The sequence below is a fragment of the Cronobacter sp. 153480017-3 genome (assembly GCF_053627815.1).
This window is the reverse complement of sequence record NZ_JBSEYN010000004.1, coordinates 236,506-252,636: the sequence shown is the minus strand read 5'-3', so window position 1 is coordinate 252,636 and position 16,131 is coordinate 236,506. Positions and strand designations below refer to the sequence as shown.

15 protein-coding genes and 1 pseudogene are annotated in these 16,131 nt (G+C 56.0%); 10 read left to right on the top strand and 6 right to left on the bottom strand.

Annotation, left to right across the window (positions count from 1 at the left end; genetic code table 11):
• The 4 genes from xylR to xylF form a co-directional block, all read right to left on the bottom strand.
• Complete coding sequence (gene xylR, locus ACUW6V_RS11935; RefSeq protein ID WP_004387589.1) at positions 1-1,179, bottom strand: D-xylose utilization transcriptional activator XylR; 1,179 nt, start codon at positions 1,177-1,179, stop codon at positions 1-3.
• 98 nt (positions 1,180-1,277) lie between these two features.
• A complete protein-coding gene (xylH, locus tag ACUW6V_RS11930; RefSeq protein ID WP_085661511.1) occupies positions 1,278-2,468 on the bottom strand; it encodes a xylose ABC transporter permease XylH in 1,191 nt (396 codons plus the stop codon).
• Positions 2,446-3,987 carry a xylose ABC transporter ATP-binding protein gene (locus ACUW6V_RS11925; RefSeq protein ID WP_454038390.1) on the bottom strand — a complete coding sequence of 514 codons (1,542 nt, stop codon included), beginning with the start codon at positions 3,985-3,987 and terminating at the stop codon, positions 2,446-2,448. The genes xylH and ACUW6V_RS11925 overlap by 23 nt, the downstream gene beginning before the upstream one ends.
• A 67-nt stretch (positions 3,988-4,054) precedes the next feature.
• Positions 4,055-5,047 (bottom strand): D-xylose ABC transporter substrate-binding protein, encoded by a 993-nt coding sequence (xylF, locus tag ACUW6V_RS11920; RefSeq protein WP_004387592.1) that lies wholly within the window; start codon positions 5,045-5,047, stop codon positions 4,055-4,057.
• Between the two features lie 382 nt (positions 5,048-5,429).
• Between xylF and xylA the strand changes: the two genes are divergently transcribed.
• The 4 genes from xylA to ACUW6V_RS11900 all read left to right on the top strand — a co-directional run bounded on the left by xylA (position 5,430) and on the right by ACUW6V_RS11900 (position 9,832).
• Positions 5,430-6,752 (top strand): xylose isomerase, encoded by a 1,323-nt coding sequence (gene xylA / locus ACUW6V_RS11915; RefSeq protein WP_454038389.1) that lies wholly within the window; start codon positions 5,430-5,432, stop codon positions 6,750-6,752.
• A gap of 44 nt (positions 6,753-6,796) precedes the next feature.
• Positions 6,797-8,251: a xylulokinase gene (gene xylB / locus ACUW6V_RS11910; RefSeq protein ID WP_454038388.1), complete on the top strand. Its 1,455-nt coding sequence runs from the start codon at positions 6,797-6,799 to the stop codon at positions 8,249-8,251.
• A 121-nt stretch (positions 8,252-8,372) separates the two neighbouring features.
• Positions 8,373-8,915, top strand: a complete 543-nt coding sequence (locus ACUW6V_RS11905) for an isochorismatase family protein (protein ID WP_007779341.1) — start codon at positions 8,373-8,375, stop codon at positions 8,913-8,915.
• Positions 8,912-9,832: a GlxA family transcriptional regulator gene (locus ACUW6V_RS11900; protein ID WP_454038387.1), complete on the top strand. Its 921-nt coding sequence runs from the start codon at positions 8,912-8,914 to the stop codon at positions 9,830-9,832. The genes ACUW6V_RS11905 and ACUW6V_RS11900 overlap by 4 nt, the downstream gene beginning before the upstream one ends.
• Here the strand turns inward: ACUW6V_RS11900 and ACUW6V_RS11895 are convergent.
• On the bottom strand, positions 9,825-10,817 hold the full coding sequence (locus ACUW6V_RS11895; protein WP_454038386.1) for an acyltransferase: 993 nt from the start codon (positions 10,815-10,817) through the stop codon (positions 9,825-9,827). The two genes, ACUW6V_RS11900 and ACUW6V_RS11895, sit on opposite strands and share 8 nt — an antisense overlap.
• Before the next feature lie 187 nt (positions 10,818-11,004).
• Here ACUW6V_RS11895 and ACUW6V_RS11890 point away from each other — a divergent pair, with 187 nt between their 5' ends.
• The 4 genes from ACUW6V_RS11890 to ACUW6V_RS11875 all read left to right on the top strand — a co-directional run bounded on the left by ACUW6V_RS11890 (position 11,005) and on the right by ACUW6V_RS11875 (position 14,886).
• Positions 11,005-11,316, top strand: a complete 312-nt coding sequence (locus tag ACUW6V_RS11890; protein ID WP_032987601.1) for a YsaB family lipoprotein — start codon at positions 11,005-11,007, stop codon at positions 11,314-11,316.
• Positions 11,317-11,434: 118 nt separating this feature from the next.
• Positions 11,435-12,346: a glycine--tRNA ligase subunit alpha gene (gene glyQ, locus ACUW6V_RS11885; RefSeq protein WP_004387598.1), complete on the top strand. Its 912-nt coding sequence runs from the start codon at positions 11,435-11,437 to the stop codon at positions 12,344-12,346.
• 9 nt (positions 12,347-12,355) lie between these two features.
• The gene (glyS, locus tag ACUW6V_RS11880) at positions 12,356-14,425 is read left to right on the top strand and encodes a glycine--tRNA ligase subunit beta (RefSeq protein WP_454038385.1); all 2,070 of its coding nucleotides are present in this window, start codon (positions 12,356-12,358) and stop codon (positions 14,423-14,425) included.
• 302 nt (positions 14,426-14,727) lie between these two features.
• A complete protein-coding gene (locus ACUW6V_RS11875) occupies positions 14,728-14,886 on the top strand; it encodes a Hok/Gef family protein (RefSeq protein ID WP_015387147.1) in 159 nt (52 codons plus the stop codon).
• 141 nt (positions 14,887-15,027) lie between these two features.
• Here the strand turns inward: ACUW6V_RS11875 and ACUW6V_RS11870 are convergent, their stop codons facing one another.
• Positions 15,028-15,321 carry an HTH-type transcriptional regulator gene (locus tag ACUW6V_RS11870; protein WP_004387600.1) on the bottom strand — a complete coding sequence of 98 codons (294 nt, stop codon included), beginning with the start codon at positions 15,319-15,321 and terminating at the stop codon, positions 15,028-15,030.
• A gap of 445 nt (positions 15,322-15,766) precedes the next feature.
• Here ACUW6V_RS11870 and ACUW6V_RS11865 point away from each other — a divergent pair.
• Together ACUW6V_RS11865 and ACUW6V_RS11860 are read left to right on the top strand one after the other, a co-directional pair.
• Positions 15,767-15,925, top strand: a pseudogene (locus tag ACUW6V_RS11865) (DUF5431 family protein); the annotation flags it as partial.
• On the top strand, positions 15,882-16,040 hold the full coding sequence (locus ACUW6V_RS11860) for a type I toxin-antitoxin system Hok family toxin (protein ID WP_004387602.1): 159 nt from the start codon (positions 15,882-15,884) through the stop codon (positions 16,038-16,040). The pseudogene ACUW6V_RS11865 and the gene ACUW6V_RS11860, both read left to right, overlap by 44 nt.
• The last annotated feature ends 91 nt before the right edge of the window (positions 16,041-16,131 follow it).

The following is a 16,131-nucleotide window of genomic DNA, read 5'->3' as shown; positions in this document are numbered from 1 at the left end:
CTATATCATCACCTCACTGAATCTGTCGCGATACTCCTTCGGCGTGGTGTCATACTCTTTCCTGAATACCGAATAGAAATATTGCAGCGACGGATAGCCGCACATCTGTGAAATTTCGTTAATGCTCAATGAGGTAGAAATCAGCAGGCTGCGCGCTTTTTCCAGCTTCTCCGCATGGATCACGGCGTGAATAGTTTCGCCGACTTCTTCTTTAAAGCGCTTCTCCAGGTTAGAACGGGAAATCCCTACAGCATCAAGCACCTGTTCGACTTTGATCCCTTTACAGGCGTGATTGCGAATGTAGTGCATCGCCTGAATGACGGCGGGATCGTGCAGCGAGCGGTAATCCGTAGAGCGCCGCTCCACTACACGCGCGGGCGGCACCAGAACACGCTGGAGCGGCAGGTTTTCATTATCCAGCAGGCGATGCAGCAGCTTCGCGGCCTGATATCCCATCTGGCGCGTGCCTTGCGCCACAGAAGAGAGCGCCACCCGGGAGAGATAGCGGGTCAGCTCTTCGTTATCAATGCCGATAACGCACAGTTTCTCCGGCACCGGAATATGTAAATGCTCGCATACCTGAAGCAGATGGCGGGCACGGGCATCCGTCACGGCGATAATGCCGGTCTGCGGCGGCAACGTCTGGAGCCAATCAGAAAGCCGGTTCTGGGCGTGTTGCCAGTTCTCCGGCGCGGTCTCCAGCCCCTGATAAATCACGCCACGGTATTTCTCACGCGCGACCAGTTCGCTAAACGCATGCTCGCGCTCGGCGGCCCAGCGCTTGCCGCTGGACGAGGGGAGTCCATAAAAGGCAAAGCGGTGAACGCCTTTCTCTTTGAGATGTAAAAACGCGCTTTCGACCAGCGCGTAGTTGTCTGTCGCGATGTAGTGCACTGGCGGGTAGTGCTCGGGCCGGTGATAAGAGCCGCCGACGCCGACGATCGGCACCTCGACATCTTTTAGCAACTGCTCGATTTCCGGGTCGTCAAAATCGGCGATGACTCCATCGCCCAGCCACTCTTTAATATTCTCAATCCGGGTGCGGAAATCCTCTTCCATGAAGATATCCCACTCTGATTGTGAAGCCTGCAAGTACTCACCAACGCCTTCAACCACCTGACGGTCATAAGCTTTGTTGGCATTGAACAGCAGCGTAATGCGATGACGCTTTTCAAACATAGTGTCAGTATCCGGCCTTGAACCTGTTGTTTGAATAACACATATCCCGCGAGGCAGGATAACCGCGCACCTGCAATGTGATCCATTGCAGGTTATGTTTATGCGCGTCGGCGCGTCGCGGAATCCATCCAGACCGCCAGCAGCAAAATGGCCCCTTTGACGATGTATTGCCAGAAGGTGGGCACGTCCATCATGCTCATGCCGTTATCAAGTGATGCCATAATAAATGCGCCCATCACCGCGCCCGCGACGCTCCCGACGCCGCCCGCAAGGCTTGTGCCGCCGATAACGCAGGCGGCGATGGCGTCCAGTTCGGCGATATTCCCGGCCGAAGGTGACCCGGCTCCGAGGCGCGAGCTTAAAATGAGCCCGGCGATCGCGACCATCACACCGTTTATCGCAAACACTGCAAGTTTAGTACGCTCCACGTTAATGCCGGAAAGCCGTGCGGCGTCGATATTGCCGCCGATGGCGTATATGCGGCGACCAAACGCCGTATGGAGCGCCATAAACATGCCTGCCAGCAGAAGGAACGTGAGGATGAGCACTGGTGTGGGCACGCCGCGATAATCATTCAGCAGCCAGATGGCACCCAGCACAATCACCGCCGTCAGCGCCTGCTTGCTGACAACGGCACTGGAAGGCGTTGAGGTCAACCCGAGCGCCTGACGACGCATCCGACCGCGCCACTGCCAGAAAATAAACAGCGCCAGCCCGAGCGCGCCGATTGCAAAGCCGACGCCGCCCGGCAGATAGCTCTGGCCAATCTGCGACATCGCAGGGCTTGTGGGCGACACCGTCGTGCCGTTGGTGATGCCTATCAGCACGCCGCGAAACGCGAGCATTCCCGCCAGGGTGACAATAAACGACGGGACTTTGCGGTAAGCGACCCACCAGCCGTTCCATGCGCCCAGCAGCAGGCCGAGCAGTAACGTGACGACAATCGTCAGCGGCAGCGGCCAGCCCAGCCAGACGTCAAAAATCGCCGCTGCCCCGCCCAGCAGACCCATCATTGAACCGACAGAAAGATCGATTTCTGCGGAAATAATAACGAAGACCATCCCGACCGCCAGAATGCCGGTAATCGCGGTCTGGCGCAGCAGGTTTGAGATATTACGGGCGCTCAGGTACGCGCCGTCGGTCATGAAAGTGAAGAACAGCATAATGACCACGATGGCCGCGATCATCACAAAAACCTGAACGTTAATTTTATTCAGCGCGCGGAATGAGACCGGCGAAGAGGCCGATGGCGCGGCCAGCTTGATTTCAGACGGGTTGCTTTTCGACATGGCGATCGCTCCTCAGGGCGGCTTCCATCACCTGTTCTTGTGTGAGATGGCGGTTAACGAGATTGGCTTTGAGTCGGCCTTCATGCATCACCAGCACCCGGTCGCTCAGACCGAGCACTTCCGGCAGTTCCGATGAGATAACAATGACGGCGATACCCTGCTGCATCAGCTGGTGAATGAGTTTGTAGATTTCATATTTGGCACCGATATCAATGCCGCGCGTGGGTTCATCGAGGATAAGAATGCGTGGATTAAGCAGCAGGCAGCGCGCGAGAATCGCTTTTTGCTGATTGCCGCCGCTCAGGCGGCCTATCGCCAGCATCGGCGACGCGGTTTTCACTTTCAGGCGCTGTAGCGAATCAAGAATGCACTGCTGTTCCGCCGCTGCATCCAGCGCACTGAGCGGCCCGCTGAACTCATCCAGCGCGGCGAGCGTAATGTTCTGCCCAACCGCCATCACCGGCACAATGCCATCTTTTTTGCGATCCTCCGGCACCATCGCGATCCCGTGGGCGATGGCCTGTTGGCAGTTGCGAAGCGACACCGGCTTGCCGTCGATAAAAATGTCGCCCTGCCAGCGTCCAGGCCAGACGCCGAACAGGCACTGCATCGCCTCGGTACGCCCGGCACCGACCAGCCCCGCAATGCCAAGAATTTCACCACGACGCAGCGAAAATGAGAGATCGCTGACGCGCTTGATATGGCGGTTCACCGGGTGCCAGGCCGTCAGGTTTTCCACACGCAGGATTTCATCACCAGGCGTATGAGGCTCGCTCGGGTAGAGGGCCGTCAGTTCGCGGCCTACCATCATGGAGATGATCTCTTCTTCACTCATTTGCGCAGCCGGGCGTGTGCCGACCGGTTTGCCATCCCTGATGACGCAAATGGTGTCGGATATCGCTTTTACTTCGTTTAGTTTGTGGGAGATGTAAATGCAGGCGATATCGTGCTGCTGAAGATCGCGAATGATATCCAGCAACAGCGCAGTCTCCTGCTCGGTGAGTGATGCCGTAGGCTCATCCAGCACCAGCAGACGCACCTGTTTATTCAGTGCTTTCGCGATCTCCACCAGTTGCTGCTGGCCAAGGCCGAGATCGCCCGTTCGGGTATGCGGAGAAACAAACAGGCTCACCTGCGCCAGCAGTTTTTCGCAGCGCACCGTCATGGCGTCGTAATCCAGCACGCCGTGGCGCGTGATTTCCGCACCGAGGAAGATGTTCTCCAGCACCGTCAGATTTTTTACCAGCGCCAGTTCCTGGTGAATAATCGCTATCCCTTTGCGCTCGGTATCACGGATATGGGCTGGCTTGAGCGGCTCACCGGCAAACGTGATTTCGCCTTCATAGCTGCCCCAGGGATAGATCCCGCACAGCACTTTCATCAGCGTTGATTTGCCGGAGCCGTTTTCACCGCACAGCGACATCACCTCGCCTGGTGCCAGCGCGAGCGACACGTTATCGACCGCTTTAACGGCGCCGAAGGCTTTGGTGATATTTTTCATTTCGAGTAAATAAGGCATAACAAGTCCGCCTGCACTGGTCGGAGGGCGTCACTGGCGTTTACGGCGAACCGTAAACGCCGTGGGATTACAGTTCGCTCTTCTTATGGAAGCCGTCTTTAATGACGGTGGATTCAATATTGGATTTATCCACCTTGATGGGGGTTAACAGGCGCGCAGGCACTTCTTTCAGCCCGTTATTAAGTGTGGCGTCGGATTTAGGCTGCTTATCGTTGCCAAGCTCCACCGCGACTTCTGCGGCCGTATTAGCAAGCTGAGTGATCGGTTTATAGACCGTCATGGTCTGTGTGCCAGCGATGATGCGCTTGATTCCGGCAAGGTCGGCATCCTGACCAGAAATAGCCACTTTCCCGGCAAGGCCTTGCGCGCTCAGCGCCTGAATAGCACCGCCTGCGGTCGCGTCATTAGAGGCCACCACAGCATCGATTTTGTTATTGTTCGCGGTCAGCGCGTTTTCCATAATTTTCAGCGCATTTTCTGGTAGCCAGCCATCTACCCACTGATCGCCGACGACTTTTATTTTCCCACTATCAATAAACGGCTTAAGAACTTTCATCTGGCCATCACGGAACAGGCGCGCATTATTATCGACCGGCGAGCCGCCCATCAGGAAATAATTCCCTTGCGGCACCTTGTCGACCAGGCTTTGCGCCTGGAGTTCGCCTACCTTCTCATTATCGAAAGAAATATAGAAATCGATATCGGCATTATTGATCATACGATCATAGGCCAGCACTTTAATTCCTTCTCGCTTTGCCTCGGCGACAACGTTACTTAATACCTGCCCGTTGTAGGGAATAATGACCAGCACATCAACGCCGCGGTTGATCATGTTTTCAATCTGCGACATTTGGGTTTCTTCATTGCCGTTCGCCGACTGCACAAACACTTTGGCACCCAGTGACTCTGCTTTACTGACGAAAATGTCGCGATCTTTCTGCCAGCGCTCAAGGCGCAGGTCGTCGATCGCCATGCCAATTTTGACGTCTTTTGCGATGCCGCTGAAGCTGGTCAACACCAGCGACGCGCACAGGGTAAGAATAAGCTGCTTTATTTTCATGATTTTTATACCTGTTCCAGTGTTACGAATGGGCTTAATTCATCGGGGACGAAACGGACATTCATACTTACGGACGCAGGAATTTTTAGCGCGGAAAGGCTGGCGATCAATTACAGATTTTAATCTTCGGGTTACGTTTTTTTGTTTATTTCTGATTTTATGACGCCGATCGGATTTCTAATGTTAAATCCAAAACTTTCACAAATAAAATGGAATTTATCGCGCAATGCAATATTGAAAGGAACTAACTTGGTTTTTGCGAGCCAGCGCACATTTGTGCATTCTCTTAATCGCAGTGTGAAATAACGTAATTGAGCAAAGGGAAAGTAAATTCCAGGATTAATTTATTCTCGCTGGAACAGCCCTGATTACGGAGTTAATTATGCCGACTTATTTCGACCAACTTGAACGTGTGCGTTATGAAGGCCCGAAAACCACGAATCCCCTGGCATTCCGCCATTACAATCCTGACGAGTTGGTTGCCGGCAAGCGTATGGAAGACCATCTGCGTTTCGCTGCCTGCTACTGGCACACGTTCTGCTGGAACGGCTCGGATATGTTTGGTGTTGGCGCGTTTGAACGCCCGTGGCAGCAAGCAGGCGACGCGCTGAGCCTCGCGAAACGCAAAGCCGACGTGGCCTTTGAGTTTTTCCACAAGCTCAACGTGCCTTACTACTGCTTCCATGACGTTGACGTATCGCCGGAAGGCGCGTCGCTTAAGGAGTACCTGAATAACTTCACCCAGATGGTAGAAGTGCTGGCGCAGAAGCAACAGGAGAGCGGCGTGAAGCTGCTGTGGGGCACCGCCAACTGCTTTACCCACCCGCGCTACGGCGCAGGCGCCGCCACCAACCCAGACCCGGAAGTCTTCTCCTGGGCAGCCACGCAGGTGGTCACCGCCATGAACGCGACACATCAACTGGGCGGTGAAAACTATGTGCTGTGGGGCGGGCGTGAAGGCTACGAAACGCTGCTCAATACCGATTTGCGCCAGGAGCGTGAACAGCTTGGCCGCTTTATGCAGATGGTGGTCGAGCATAAACACAAAACCGGTTTTCGCGGTACGCTGCTTATCGAGCCGAAACCGCAGGAACCGACCAAACATCAGTATGACTACGACGCGGCGACCGTGTATGGCTTCCTGAAACAGTTCGGCCTTGAGAAAGAGATTAAGCTTAACATCGAGGCCAACCACGCTACGCTTGCGGGCCACTCTTTCCACCATGAGATTGCCAGCGCCATCGCGCTTGGTCTGTTTGGCTCGGTGGATGCGAATCGCGGCGATCCGCAACTCGGCTGGGATACCGATCAGTTCCCGAACAGTGTCGAAGAGAACGCCCTGGTGATGTATGAAATCCTCAAAGCGGGTGGCTTCACGACCGGTGGGCTGAATTTTGACGCCAAAGTGCGCCGTCAGAGCACCGATAAATATGATCTGTTCTATGGTCATATCGGTGCGATGGATACGATGGCGCTGTCGCTGAAAGTCGCGGCGAAAATGCTCGAAGAGGGCGAGCTGGATAAACGCGTCGCCCGCCGTTATGCCGGCTGGAACGGCGAGCTTGGTCAGCAGATCCTCAAAGGGCAGATGTCACTGGCTGAACTGGCACAGTACGCCGAGCAGCATAATCTGGCGCCGCAGCATCAGAGCGGACACCAGGAACAGCTGGAAAACCTGGTCAATTATTATCTGTTTGATAAGTAAACGCATTGCGCTGCCTTCGGGCGGCGTTCTGCACGGGAGCGGCTATGTATATCGGGATCGACCTTGGGACTTCAGGGGTAAAAGTTATTCTGCTGGATGAGCAGGGAGCACTTGTCGCTTCGCACAGCGAAGCGTTGCAGGTCGCTCGTCCGCATCCGTTGTGGTCGGAGCAAGATCCCGAAAGCTGGTGGCAGGCGACTGACCGGGCTATGCAAGCGCTGGGCGCGCAGCACAGCCTGCGAGACGTGAAAGCGATTGGCTTGAGCGGACAGATGCATGGCGCGACGCTGCTTGATAAACACCAGCGGATTTTACGCCCGGCAATACTCTGGAATGACGGGCGAAGCGCGCAGGAGTGCGCCATCCTTGAAGAAAACGTCCCCGATTCGCGTGAAATTACCGGCAATCTTATGATGCCCGGCTTCACCGCGCCAAAACTACTGTGGGTGGCGCGTCACGAGCCGGACATTTTCAGGCAAACCGACAAAGTGCTGCTCCCTAAAGATTACCTGCGGCTGCGTATGACCGGTGTATTCGCGAGCGACATGTCCGATGCGGCCGGCACGATGTGGCTGAACGTGGCACAGCGCGACTGGAGCGATGCCATGCTGGCGGCGTGCCATCTGCAACGCGAGCATATGCCAGCGCTGTTTGAAGGCAGTGAAATTACGGGCGAGCTGAAAGATGACGTTGCCCGGGCGTGGGGCATGAATGCGGTGCCGGTGGTGGCAGGCGGCGGCGATAACGCCGCGGGTGCGGTGGGCGTTGGTCTTGCCGAACCGGGCCAGGCGATGCTGTCGCTTGGCACATCCGGCGTTTACTTTGCGGTCAGCGACGGCTTTCGGGCAAACCCTGAAAGCGCGGTGCACAGTTTCTGCCATGCCTTACCGGCGCGCTGGCATTTGATGTCAGTGATGCTGAGCGCCGCGTCGTGCCTCGACTGGGCGGCAAGGCTTACCGGCGCGGGAAGCGTACCGGCGCTGCTTACCGCGGCGCAAAGCGCGCGTGAAGACGCAGGCGCTGTCTGGTTCCTGCCGTATCTCTCCGGTGAGCGCACGCCCCACAACAATCCGCTGGCGAAGGGGGTGTTTTTTGGGCTGACGCACGAGCATGGGCCTGCCGAACTGGCGCGCGGGGTGCTGGAAGGCGTGGGTTATGCGCTGGCAGACGGCATGGATGTTGTGCATGCGTGCGGGGTGACACCACAAAGCGTTACGCTGATTGGTGGCGGCGCGCGCAGCGCGTACTGGCGGCAAATGCTGGCGGATATCAGCGGCGTGCCACTGGATTACCGGACCGGCGGCGATGTCGGCCCGGCGCTCGGCGCGGCAAGACTTGCGCAGATTGCGCTCTCACCGCAGCGTGTGCTAACCGATCTACTTCCACCGCTTGCGCTGGAACAGCAGCATCAGCCGGATGCGGTGCGCCATCAGCGTTATGGCGAGCAGCGTGAAACCTTCCGTAAGCTCTACCAGCAGCTACTGCCGTTGATGTCATAACCAAAAACGGGTGTTCAGAAAGCCGTCCTGAAACACCCGTTTTTTGTCCTTTTCTGGTCTGCCCGGCGTCACTCATGCCTGTGAGAATAGGGTTCAACCCCACTCGAACAGGTGTCCTGAAATGACGCGTACCGCACTGATCAATATCGATACTCAACAGTCCTTCTTTCACCGCAGCTACTGGCGTGAAGACGATTTTCCAGCGTTTTGCGAGGCTATCAACACGCTTATTGCGGGCTGTGAAGCGCGCAATATCCCGGTTGTCGATATCTTTCATGTCGATGAGGACGAACTGTTTACGCTTGAATCGGGCTTTGTAACGCCGATGCCTTTCCTGCGCCATAACGCCGCCGTGACATTCCATAAGCATGTCCATAACGCATTTACCGACACCGGGCTGGATTTATGGCTACGCCAAAGAGATATTAACCACCTGATTATCTGCGGTATCCGTACCGAACAGTGCTGCGAAACCACAACGCGGGTCGCCTCTGATCTGGGTTATCGGGTGACGTTTGTCAGCGAAGCGACGCTGACGTTTCCGATGACCTGGAAAGGTGTGACGCTGGACGTGGACGCATTACGCCACCGTACCGAAACGGTGCTGGCGGGGCGTTTTGCGACGATTAGCAGCGTGGCGCAATGTCTGGAGTCTTTGGGATGACCATTCCTGTCTGGTTTGTGGTGTTGCCTGGCGTCATGGCGCTCGATTTAACAGGCCCGGCGGAGACGCTCGCGCTTGCGGGTGACGCCTTCAGCCTCAATTACATCGGGCCTGAAGAGCGAGTCGTGATGTCGACCGGCTTACAGGTGGCGGGTATCGCGCCGCTGCCGGAAACATTGCCGCCAGGCAGCCTGCTCGTCTTGCCGGGTGTCGCTGATTCCAGTCGCTGGTTTTCTACGCCGCAGGCGCTGGCCGCCCGCAACTGGCTGATGCGGCTTCAGCCGCTGATCCACAGCCAGCAGCTTACGCTTATCTGCGTCTGCTCGGGCTCGCTGCTGGCGGCGAAAGCCGGTCTGCTGCATGGCGTTGAATGCACCACGCACCATGACGTACTGGCGCGCCTGAAAGCGGCCGCTCCCGGCGCGCAGGTGCGCGATAACCGCATTTTTGTGGAAGATCGGGGCATCTGGACCAGCGCCGGCATTACGTCCGGCATCGATTTAAGCCTGCACCTGATCCATCGCCTGTGCGGGCCGCGCGCGGCGCTTGACGTGGCGCGTGAAATGGTGGTCTGGTTTCGCCGCTCCGGCGACGATCCGCAGCTCTCGCCGTGGCTGCGTTACCGGAATCATTTACACCCCGCCGTGCATCGCGCGCAGGATTTGCTGGCAGCAAATCCGCAGGCGGCATGGAGCCTGACGGAGATTGCCGCGCGTGTACACGTCAGCCCGCGTCATCTCACACGACTGTTTAAAGAGCATCTGGGGATCAGCGTTCGTGATTATCTGGAACAGCTACGCGTGGCGTTTGCCAGCCAGTGTTTATTGCAGGGGCAGGGCGCGGAGCAGGCGGCCGTCGCTGCCGGGTTTTCATCCGCCCGGCAGTTTCAGCGCGCCCGATCGCGTGCCGTTAACTGACGAGTCGATGGCGGTCGACGCGCTGCAACAGCGCGGCCAGCGCCAGGCTACCCGCCAGCGTCATACTGAAAATCCAGGCGATATCCAGCGCCGGCCATGCCGTAAATTCAATATGCCGCGTGCGCAGAAAATGAATGATCAGCGCATGGAAGCCGTAAATGCCCAGCGAATAACGTGCGATAAACGCGAGCGGCGCAATGTCGCGGTTGAGTGTATTTTTCGCCAGTACCAGCAGGCTTAACGCGGCGATCAGCACCAGCGGGCCGCAGTAAAGATAAAAGGTGTCGGCGAAGTTGCCGTGGCTTTGCAGCGCCTGATGGGTGCCGCTCGCAATCGACACGGTACTGACCGCCAGCACGATACCCGCCAGCAGGCTTACGGGGCGCTGCTCCGTTTCCATCATCCCGATGGCACGGCCCATCAACCCATACAGCACGTAATAAAACGTATCGCCATTGATATAGAGATTCACCGGCAGCCACTGCACGCCGTCGAACTTTTGCGCCACGGTATTGGGATTTGCCACCACACCCAGCAGGACGATAAGCGCCAGCGCCGTCCGGCCATCGAGACGCTTTACGCTTATCAGCGGCGACAACAGATAAATGACGATAATGGCGAAGAAAAACCATAAATGGTAGAAAACGGGCTTTTGTAACAACAGTTTAAGCGAAAGCTCACCATTAATTGGCGTCAGTAGCGCGATATAGGCGAGCGCCATGGCGCTGTAAAAAACCAGGCAGAGCGCGATGCGCAGAAAATGCCGCTGCCCGGCGCTGCGTTCGCCGAAAAACAGGTACCCTGAAATCATAAAAAACAGCGGTACGCTGACGCGCGACGCAGAGTTCAGCAGGTTGGCGAAATCCCAGTTTAGCGGGCTGACCATTGAAGGATTAGTAATATACCAGGTCGTCGTGTGGATCATGATGACCATCAGACAGGCTATCGCGCGCAGATTGTCTATCCAGTGAATTTTTTGCTGCATCAGTTCCTCTGTACCATCTTTAATTATCAGCAGTGTGACTTCCTGATTCTGGATCCTGCTCCACGGAACAATCTGAGTTTCAGGGCGGCCCGTTGTCAGCCTTAGGGCGATTTCGCAGAATGCACGCCCTTTGTCCGCTGCGGTCACCCGCGCTTTGGTCGTCATTTTAACATGGAGATAACAAACTATGACGAGGCTGTTGCCCCGCACGCTTTGGCTGGTGCTGTTCACAGGCGCGCTGGCCGGTTGCAGTCACGAGGACGCGCATCCGCAGCATGCGCAAAAAGGACGTGTCAGCGCGCCGCACTCGCTGGAAATGGAGCAGCAGTGTAAAGCAAAAGCCGCTCATCGCTACAATACCGATGCGCAGAACATCACCGTCAACGGTTTCGAGGCGTATCAGGGAAGCTATGAAATGCGCGGCTATACGGCGCGTGAAGAGGGCTTTACCTGCTCTTTCGACGCGAACGGTCAATTTTTACACCTTTCCATGCGTTAATGGCGCAACCGCGCGTCAACCGCCCGCTTTTGGTCGTGGATTGAGGCTGTATATCTGGCGGTCAACGGGTATACTGACCGCTTCCAAATAAACCCACTCGTATCGCGTGCGAAATCATATGCAAAAGTTTGATACCAGGACCTTTCAGGGCCTGATCCTGACCTTACAGGATTACTGGGCTCGTCAGGGCTGCACCATCGTTCAACCTCTGGACATGGAAGTCGGCGCCGGCACCTCCCACCCGATGACCTGCCTGCGGGCGCTGGGCCCGGAGCCGATCGCGGCCGCTTATGTTCAGCCTTCCCGCCGCCCGACCGATGGCCGCTACGGCGAAAACCCCAACCGTTTACAGCACTACTACCAGTTCCAGGTGATCATCAAGCCGTCGCCGGACAATATTCAGGAGCTGTACCTGGGGTCGCTTAAAGAGCTGGGTATGGACCCGACCATTCATGATATTCGCTTCGTCGAAGACAACTGGGAAAACCCGACGCTCGGCGCCTGGGGCCTCGGCTGGGAAGTGTGGCTGAACGGCATGGAAGTAACGCAGTTCACTTACTTCCAGCAGGTCGGCGGCCTGGAGTGCAAACCGGTGACCGGTGAAATCACTTACGGCCTCGAGCGTCTCGCCATGTACATTCAGGGCGTGGACAGCGTTTATGACCTGGTCTGGAGCGATGGCCCGCTTGGCAAAACCACTTACGGCGACGTGTTCCATCAGAACGAAGTGGAGCAATCCACCTATAACTTCGAATACGCCGACGTGGATTTCCTGTTCACCTGCTTTGAGCAGTACGAAAAAGAAGCTCAACAGCTGCTGGCGCTGGAAAACCCCCTGCCGCTGCCTGCTTATGAACGTATTCTGAAAGCCGCCCACAGCTTCAACCTGCTGGACGCGCGCAAGGCTATCTCGGTGACCGAGCGCCAGCGCTACATTTTGCGTATCCGCACGCTGACCAAAGCCGTGGCCGAAGCCTACTACGCCTCCCGCGAGGCGCTGGGCTTCCCGATGTGCAACAGAAATAAATAAGAGGCTGCCATGTCTGAGAAAACTTTTCTGGTGGAGATTGGCACTGAAGAGCTGCCACCAAAAGCCCTGCGCAGCCTGGCGGAATCCTTCGCTGCGAACTTTACTGCTGAACTGGACGCGGCGGGCCTGACCCACGGCATCGTGAGCTGGTTTGCGGCGCCGCGTCGTCTGGCGCTGAAAGTGGCGAATCTGGCGGCGTCTCAGCCGGATCGCGAAGTCGAAAAACGTGGCCCGGCGGTCTCTGCGGCGTTTGACGCAGAGGGCAACCCGAGCAAAGCGGCGGAAGGCTGGGCGCGCGGCTGCGGCATTACTGTCGATCAGGCGGAGCGTCTGGTCACCGACAAAGGCGAGTGGCTGATGTATCGCGCCCATGTGAAAGGCGAAAGCGCGCAGGCGCTGCTGCCGAGCATGGTGAGCACCGCGCTGTCTAAATTGCCGATTCCGAAACTGATGCGCTGGGGCGCGTCCGACGTGCAGTTCGTACGCCCGGTTCATACCATAACGCTGCTGCTGGACGATGAAGTGCTGCCGGCGACTATTCTTGGTATTCAGTCCGACCGCGTGATCCGTGGTCATCGCTTTATGGGCGAGCCGGAATTCACTATCGACCACGCCGATCAGTACCCGCAGATCCTGCTGGAGCGCGGCAAAGTCATCGCCGACTATAACGCGCGTAAAGCCAAAATTCAGCAGGACGCCGAAGCCGCAGCGGCGAAAATTGGCGGCAATGCCGATCTGAGCGACAGCCTGCTTGAAGAAGTCACCTCGCTGGTGGAATGGCCGGTGGTACTGACCGCGAAATTCGAAGAGAAATTCCTGGCGGTGCCGGCGGAAGCGCTGGTCTATACCATGAAAGGCGACCAGAAATATTTCCCGGTCTACGGCACCGACGGCAAGCTGCTGCCGAACTTTATCTTTGTGGCGAATATCGAGTCCAAAGATCCGCGCCAGATTATCTCCGGTAACGAAAAAGTGGTGCGTCCGCGTCTGGCGGATGCGGAATTCTTCTTCAACACCGACCGCAAAAAACGTCTGGAAGATCACCTGCCGCGTCTCGAAACCGTGCTGTTCCAGCAACAGCTCGGCACGCTGCGCGACAAAACCGACCGCATTCAGGCGCTCTCCGGCTGGATTGCGAGCCAGATCGGCGCGGATGTGAACCACGCGACGCGCGCGGGTCTGCTTTCCAAATGCGATCTGATGACCAATATGGTGTTTGAGTTTACCGACACCCAGGGCGTCATGGGCATGCACTACGCGCGTCATGATGGCGAGTCTGAAGACGTTGCGGTAGCGCTGAACGAGCAGTACATGCCGCGCTTTGCAGGCGATGCGCTGCCGTCAAGCCTGGTGGCGTGCGCCGTTGCGATTGCCGATAAAATGGATACGCTGGCCGGGATTTTCGGTATCGGTCAGCATCCGAAAGGCGATAAAGACCCGTTCGCGCTGCGCCGCGCTGCCCTTGGCGTGCTGCGTATCATCGTTGAGAAAAACCTGCCGCTCGATCTGCAAACCCTGACGGAAGAAGCGGTGCGCCTGTACGGCAGCAAGCTGACCAACGCGAAAGTGGTGGATGATGTCGTGGACTTTATGCTGGGCCGCTTCCGCGCCTGGTATCAGGATGAAGGCTACAGCGTCGACACCATTCAGGCGGTGCTGGCGAATCGTCCGACCCGCCCGGCGGATTTCGATGCCCGCATGAAGGCGGTATCGCACTTCCGTTCGCTCGATGAAGCCGTGGCGCTGGCCGCAGCGAACAAACGCGTTTCCAACATTCTCGCGAAAGCCACCGAGCCGCTGAACGATGAAGTTCATGCGTCGGTGCTGAAAGAAGATCCGGAAATTCGTCTGGCGCTGCAGGTAGCTGTAATGCGCGACAAGCTGCAGCCGCTGTTCGCGGAAGGCCGCTACCAGGAAGCGCTGGTCGAACTGGCGCAGCTGCGCGAGCCGGTGGATGAGTTCTTCGAAAAAGTGATGGTTAATGCGGACGATGCGCAGGTGCGTATTAATCGTCTGACGCTACTGTCAAAATTACGTGCACTGTTCCTGCAAGTGGCGGATATTTCCCTGCTGCAGTAACGTGTTCCGTTAATAATAAAAAACCCGCCGTTGGCGGGTTTTTTTATAGCGATTTTCGCTACGTTGAATTCTTATTTTATTATCATAATACAAAAAGCGAAGGGTTATTACGCGGTCACGTAATTATTAATAAGACGGTTGCGGATAATATAGCGCGCGGGTGCTCAGGCTGGCTGGCTTGGGCATGATGCAAAGGCTGGTCAGATGAATGCCCCCCTAAGTTAATTCCATTTAACCTCGGGGGAGGCTGCAATCAAGACCCAACAGCCTGATTGTAGCCTCTTCCCTATAAGGAGGCAATTATGCCAATAAAATCCCGATATGCTTTTTTAAGCATATTAGCGCTGTGTATTACGGTGCTGTGTTTCGCCTTAATAATGCGTGACCGCTTATGTGAATTCACTATTAAAGAGGGAAGCCGGGAAATACGGGCAATCCTTGCTTACGAACCAGGGAAGTAGCCTTTGGATGGGGGAGCAATCCCCCACCCACTGGTCAGGAGGGCGGGTTGGCCTGCACGCACCCAAATGTATTCTGAAAAGCAACGCCCCCGCATTGGCGGGGGCGTTTTGTTTGCGAAAAAAAGTGTACTGGCTTGCGTTTCATTCCATGAGTTGTTTACTGAGCATGGGATTCGCCTGAATCAGGCGCATCAGCTTCAGTTCGGTGCTGGAGGGTTTCACACGGCGGGATTCCCACTCCTGAACCATGGCCACACTGACACCCATCACACGAGCCAAATCATCTGTTTTCAGGCCCGTTCTTTTGCGTAACAGTTCAAATTCTGTAAACACGTTAGGTTTCTGCGTCAGGGTAACCGTATCAGAGGCATCTTTCTTTAATACAATTTGTTCGAGGCTGCTGAGCAACTCAAACATAGGGTCTTTAGATTCCATTTTGGACTCCTAATCACACAGCGGGATCGTGAACGTCTAAGAAGCTTCTTAATCATAGTTCGGAAAAAACCAAACTGTGGGCAGGGTAGTATAAGATTTTGCGCTTGTTGACTGGCGAGCGCCGGTTGTGGCGGTTCGGTGGTGGAATATCTCGTCCTAATTGATTGATATTAGGATTAATCTTAAGAAAGTATAGTTTTGTAAAAGATCATGGCGCGATCCTTTATCCCCTGCGCGATCCCGCCATAAGCCCGGCGTTTTAGAACGCGCGCACCGCTCTTCTGACGCTCATATACAGGGTTCCAGTCATGCGATGGGAAAGCACTCATGTCGGTTTCTGAAAAGCACCGAATCACATTCTGGCAGCTTAAAAAGGCAGCGTAAAATACGCCCGGCGCTTGAGGCTTTTTGCCTCCGGCAATCAGCAAAGTTACCGCTATAGCGGATGGCAGAAAGAAGAAAGCCCCGAAGGTCAATTTTCATTAACCAACGAGGCTGTCTCCATACTGAACATATGCAGATTAGCCTCTTACCCGTCGCAAGACAAGGAAAAGAAGCTGATGAAACTACCGCGAAATGCGCTTATCTGGTGCGTATTAATCGTTTGTACCACGCTATTAATATTCACGCTCCTTATTCGGAAATCGCTGTGCGAAATCCGTTATAAGGACAGATATCGGGAGGCCGCTGCGTTTCTGGCTTACGAATCCGGTAAGTAGCGTCTGGAGGGCGGGGGAAACCCCGCCTTTTCAGGCCAGGCGAGTCTATGGGGCGGTATGGCTGTGAGCGTCTTTATTAAGGGGCGTCAGC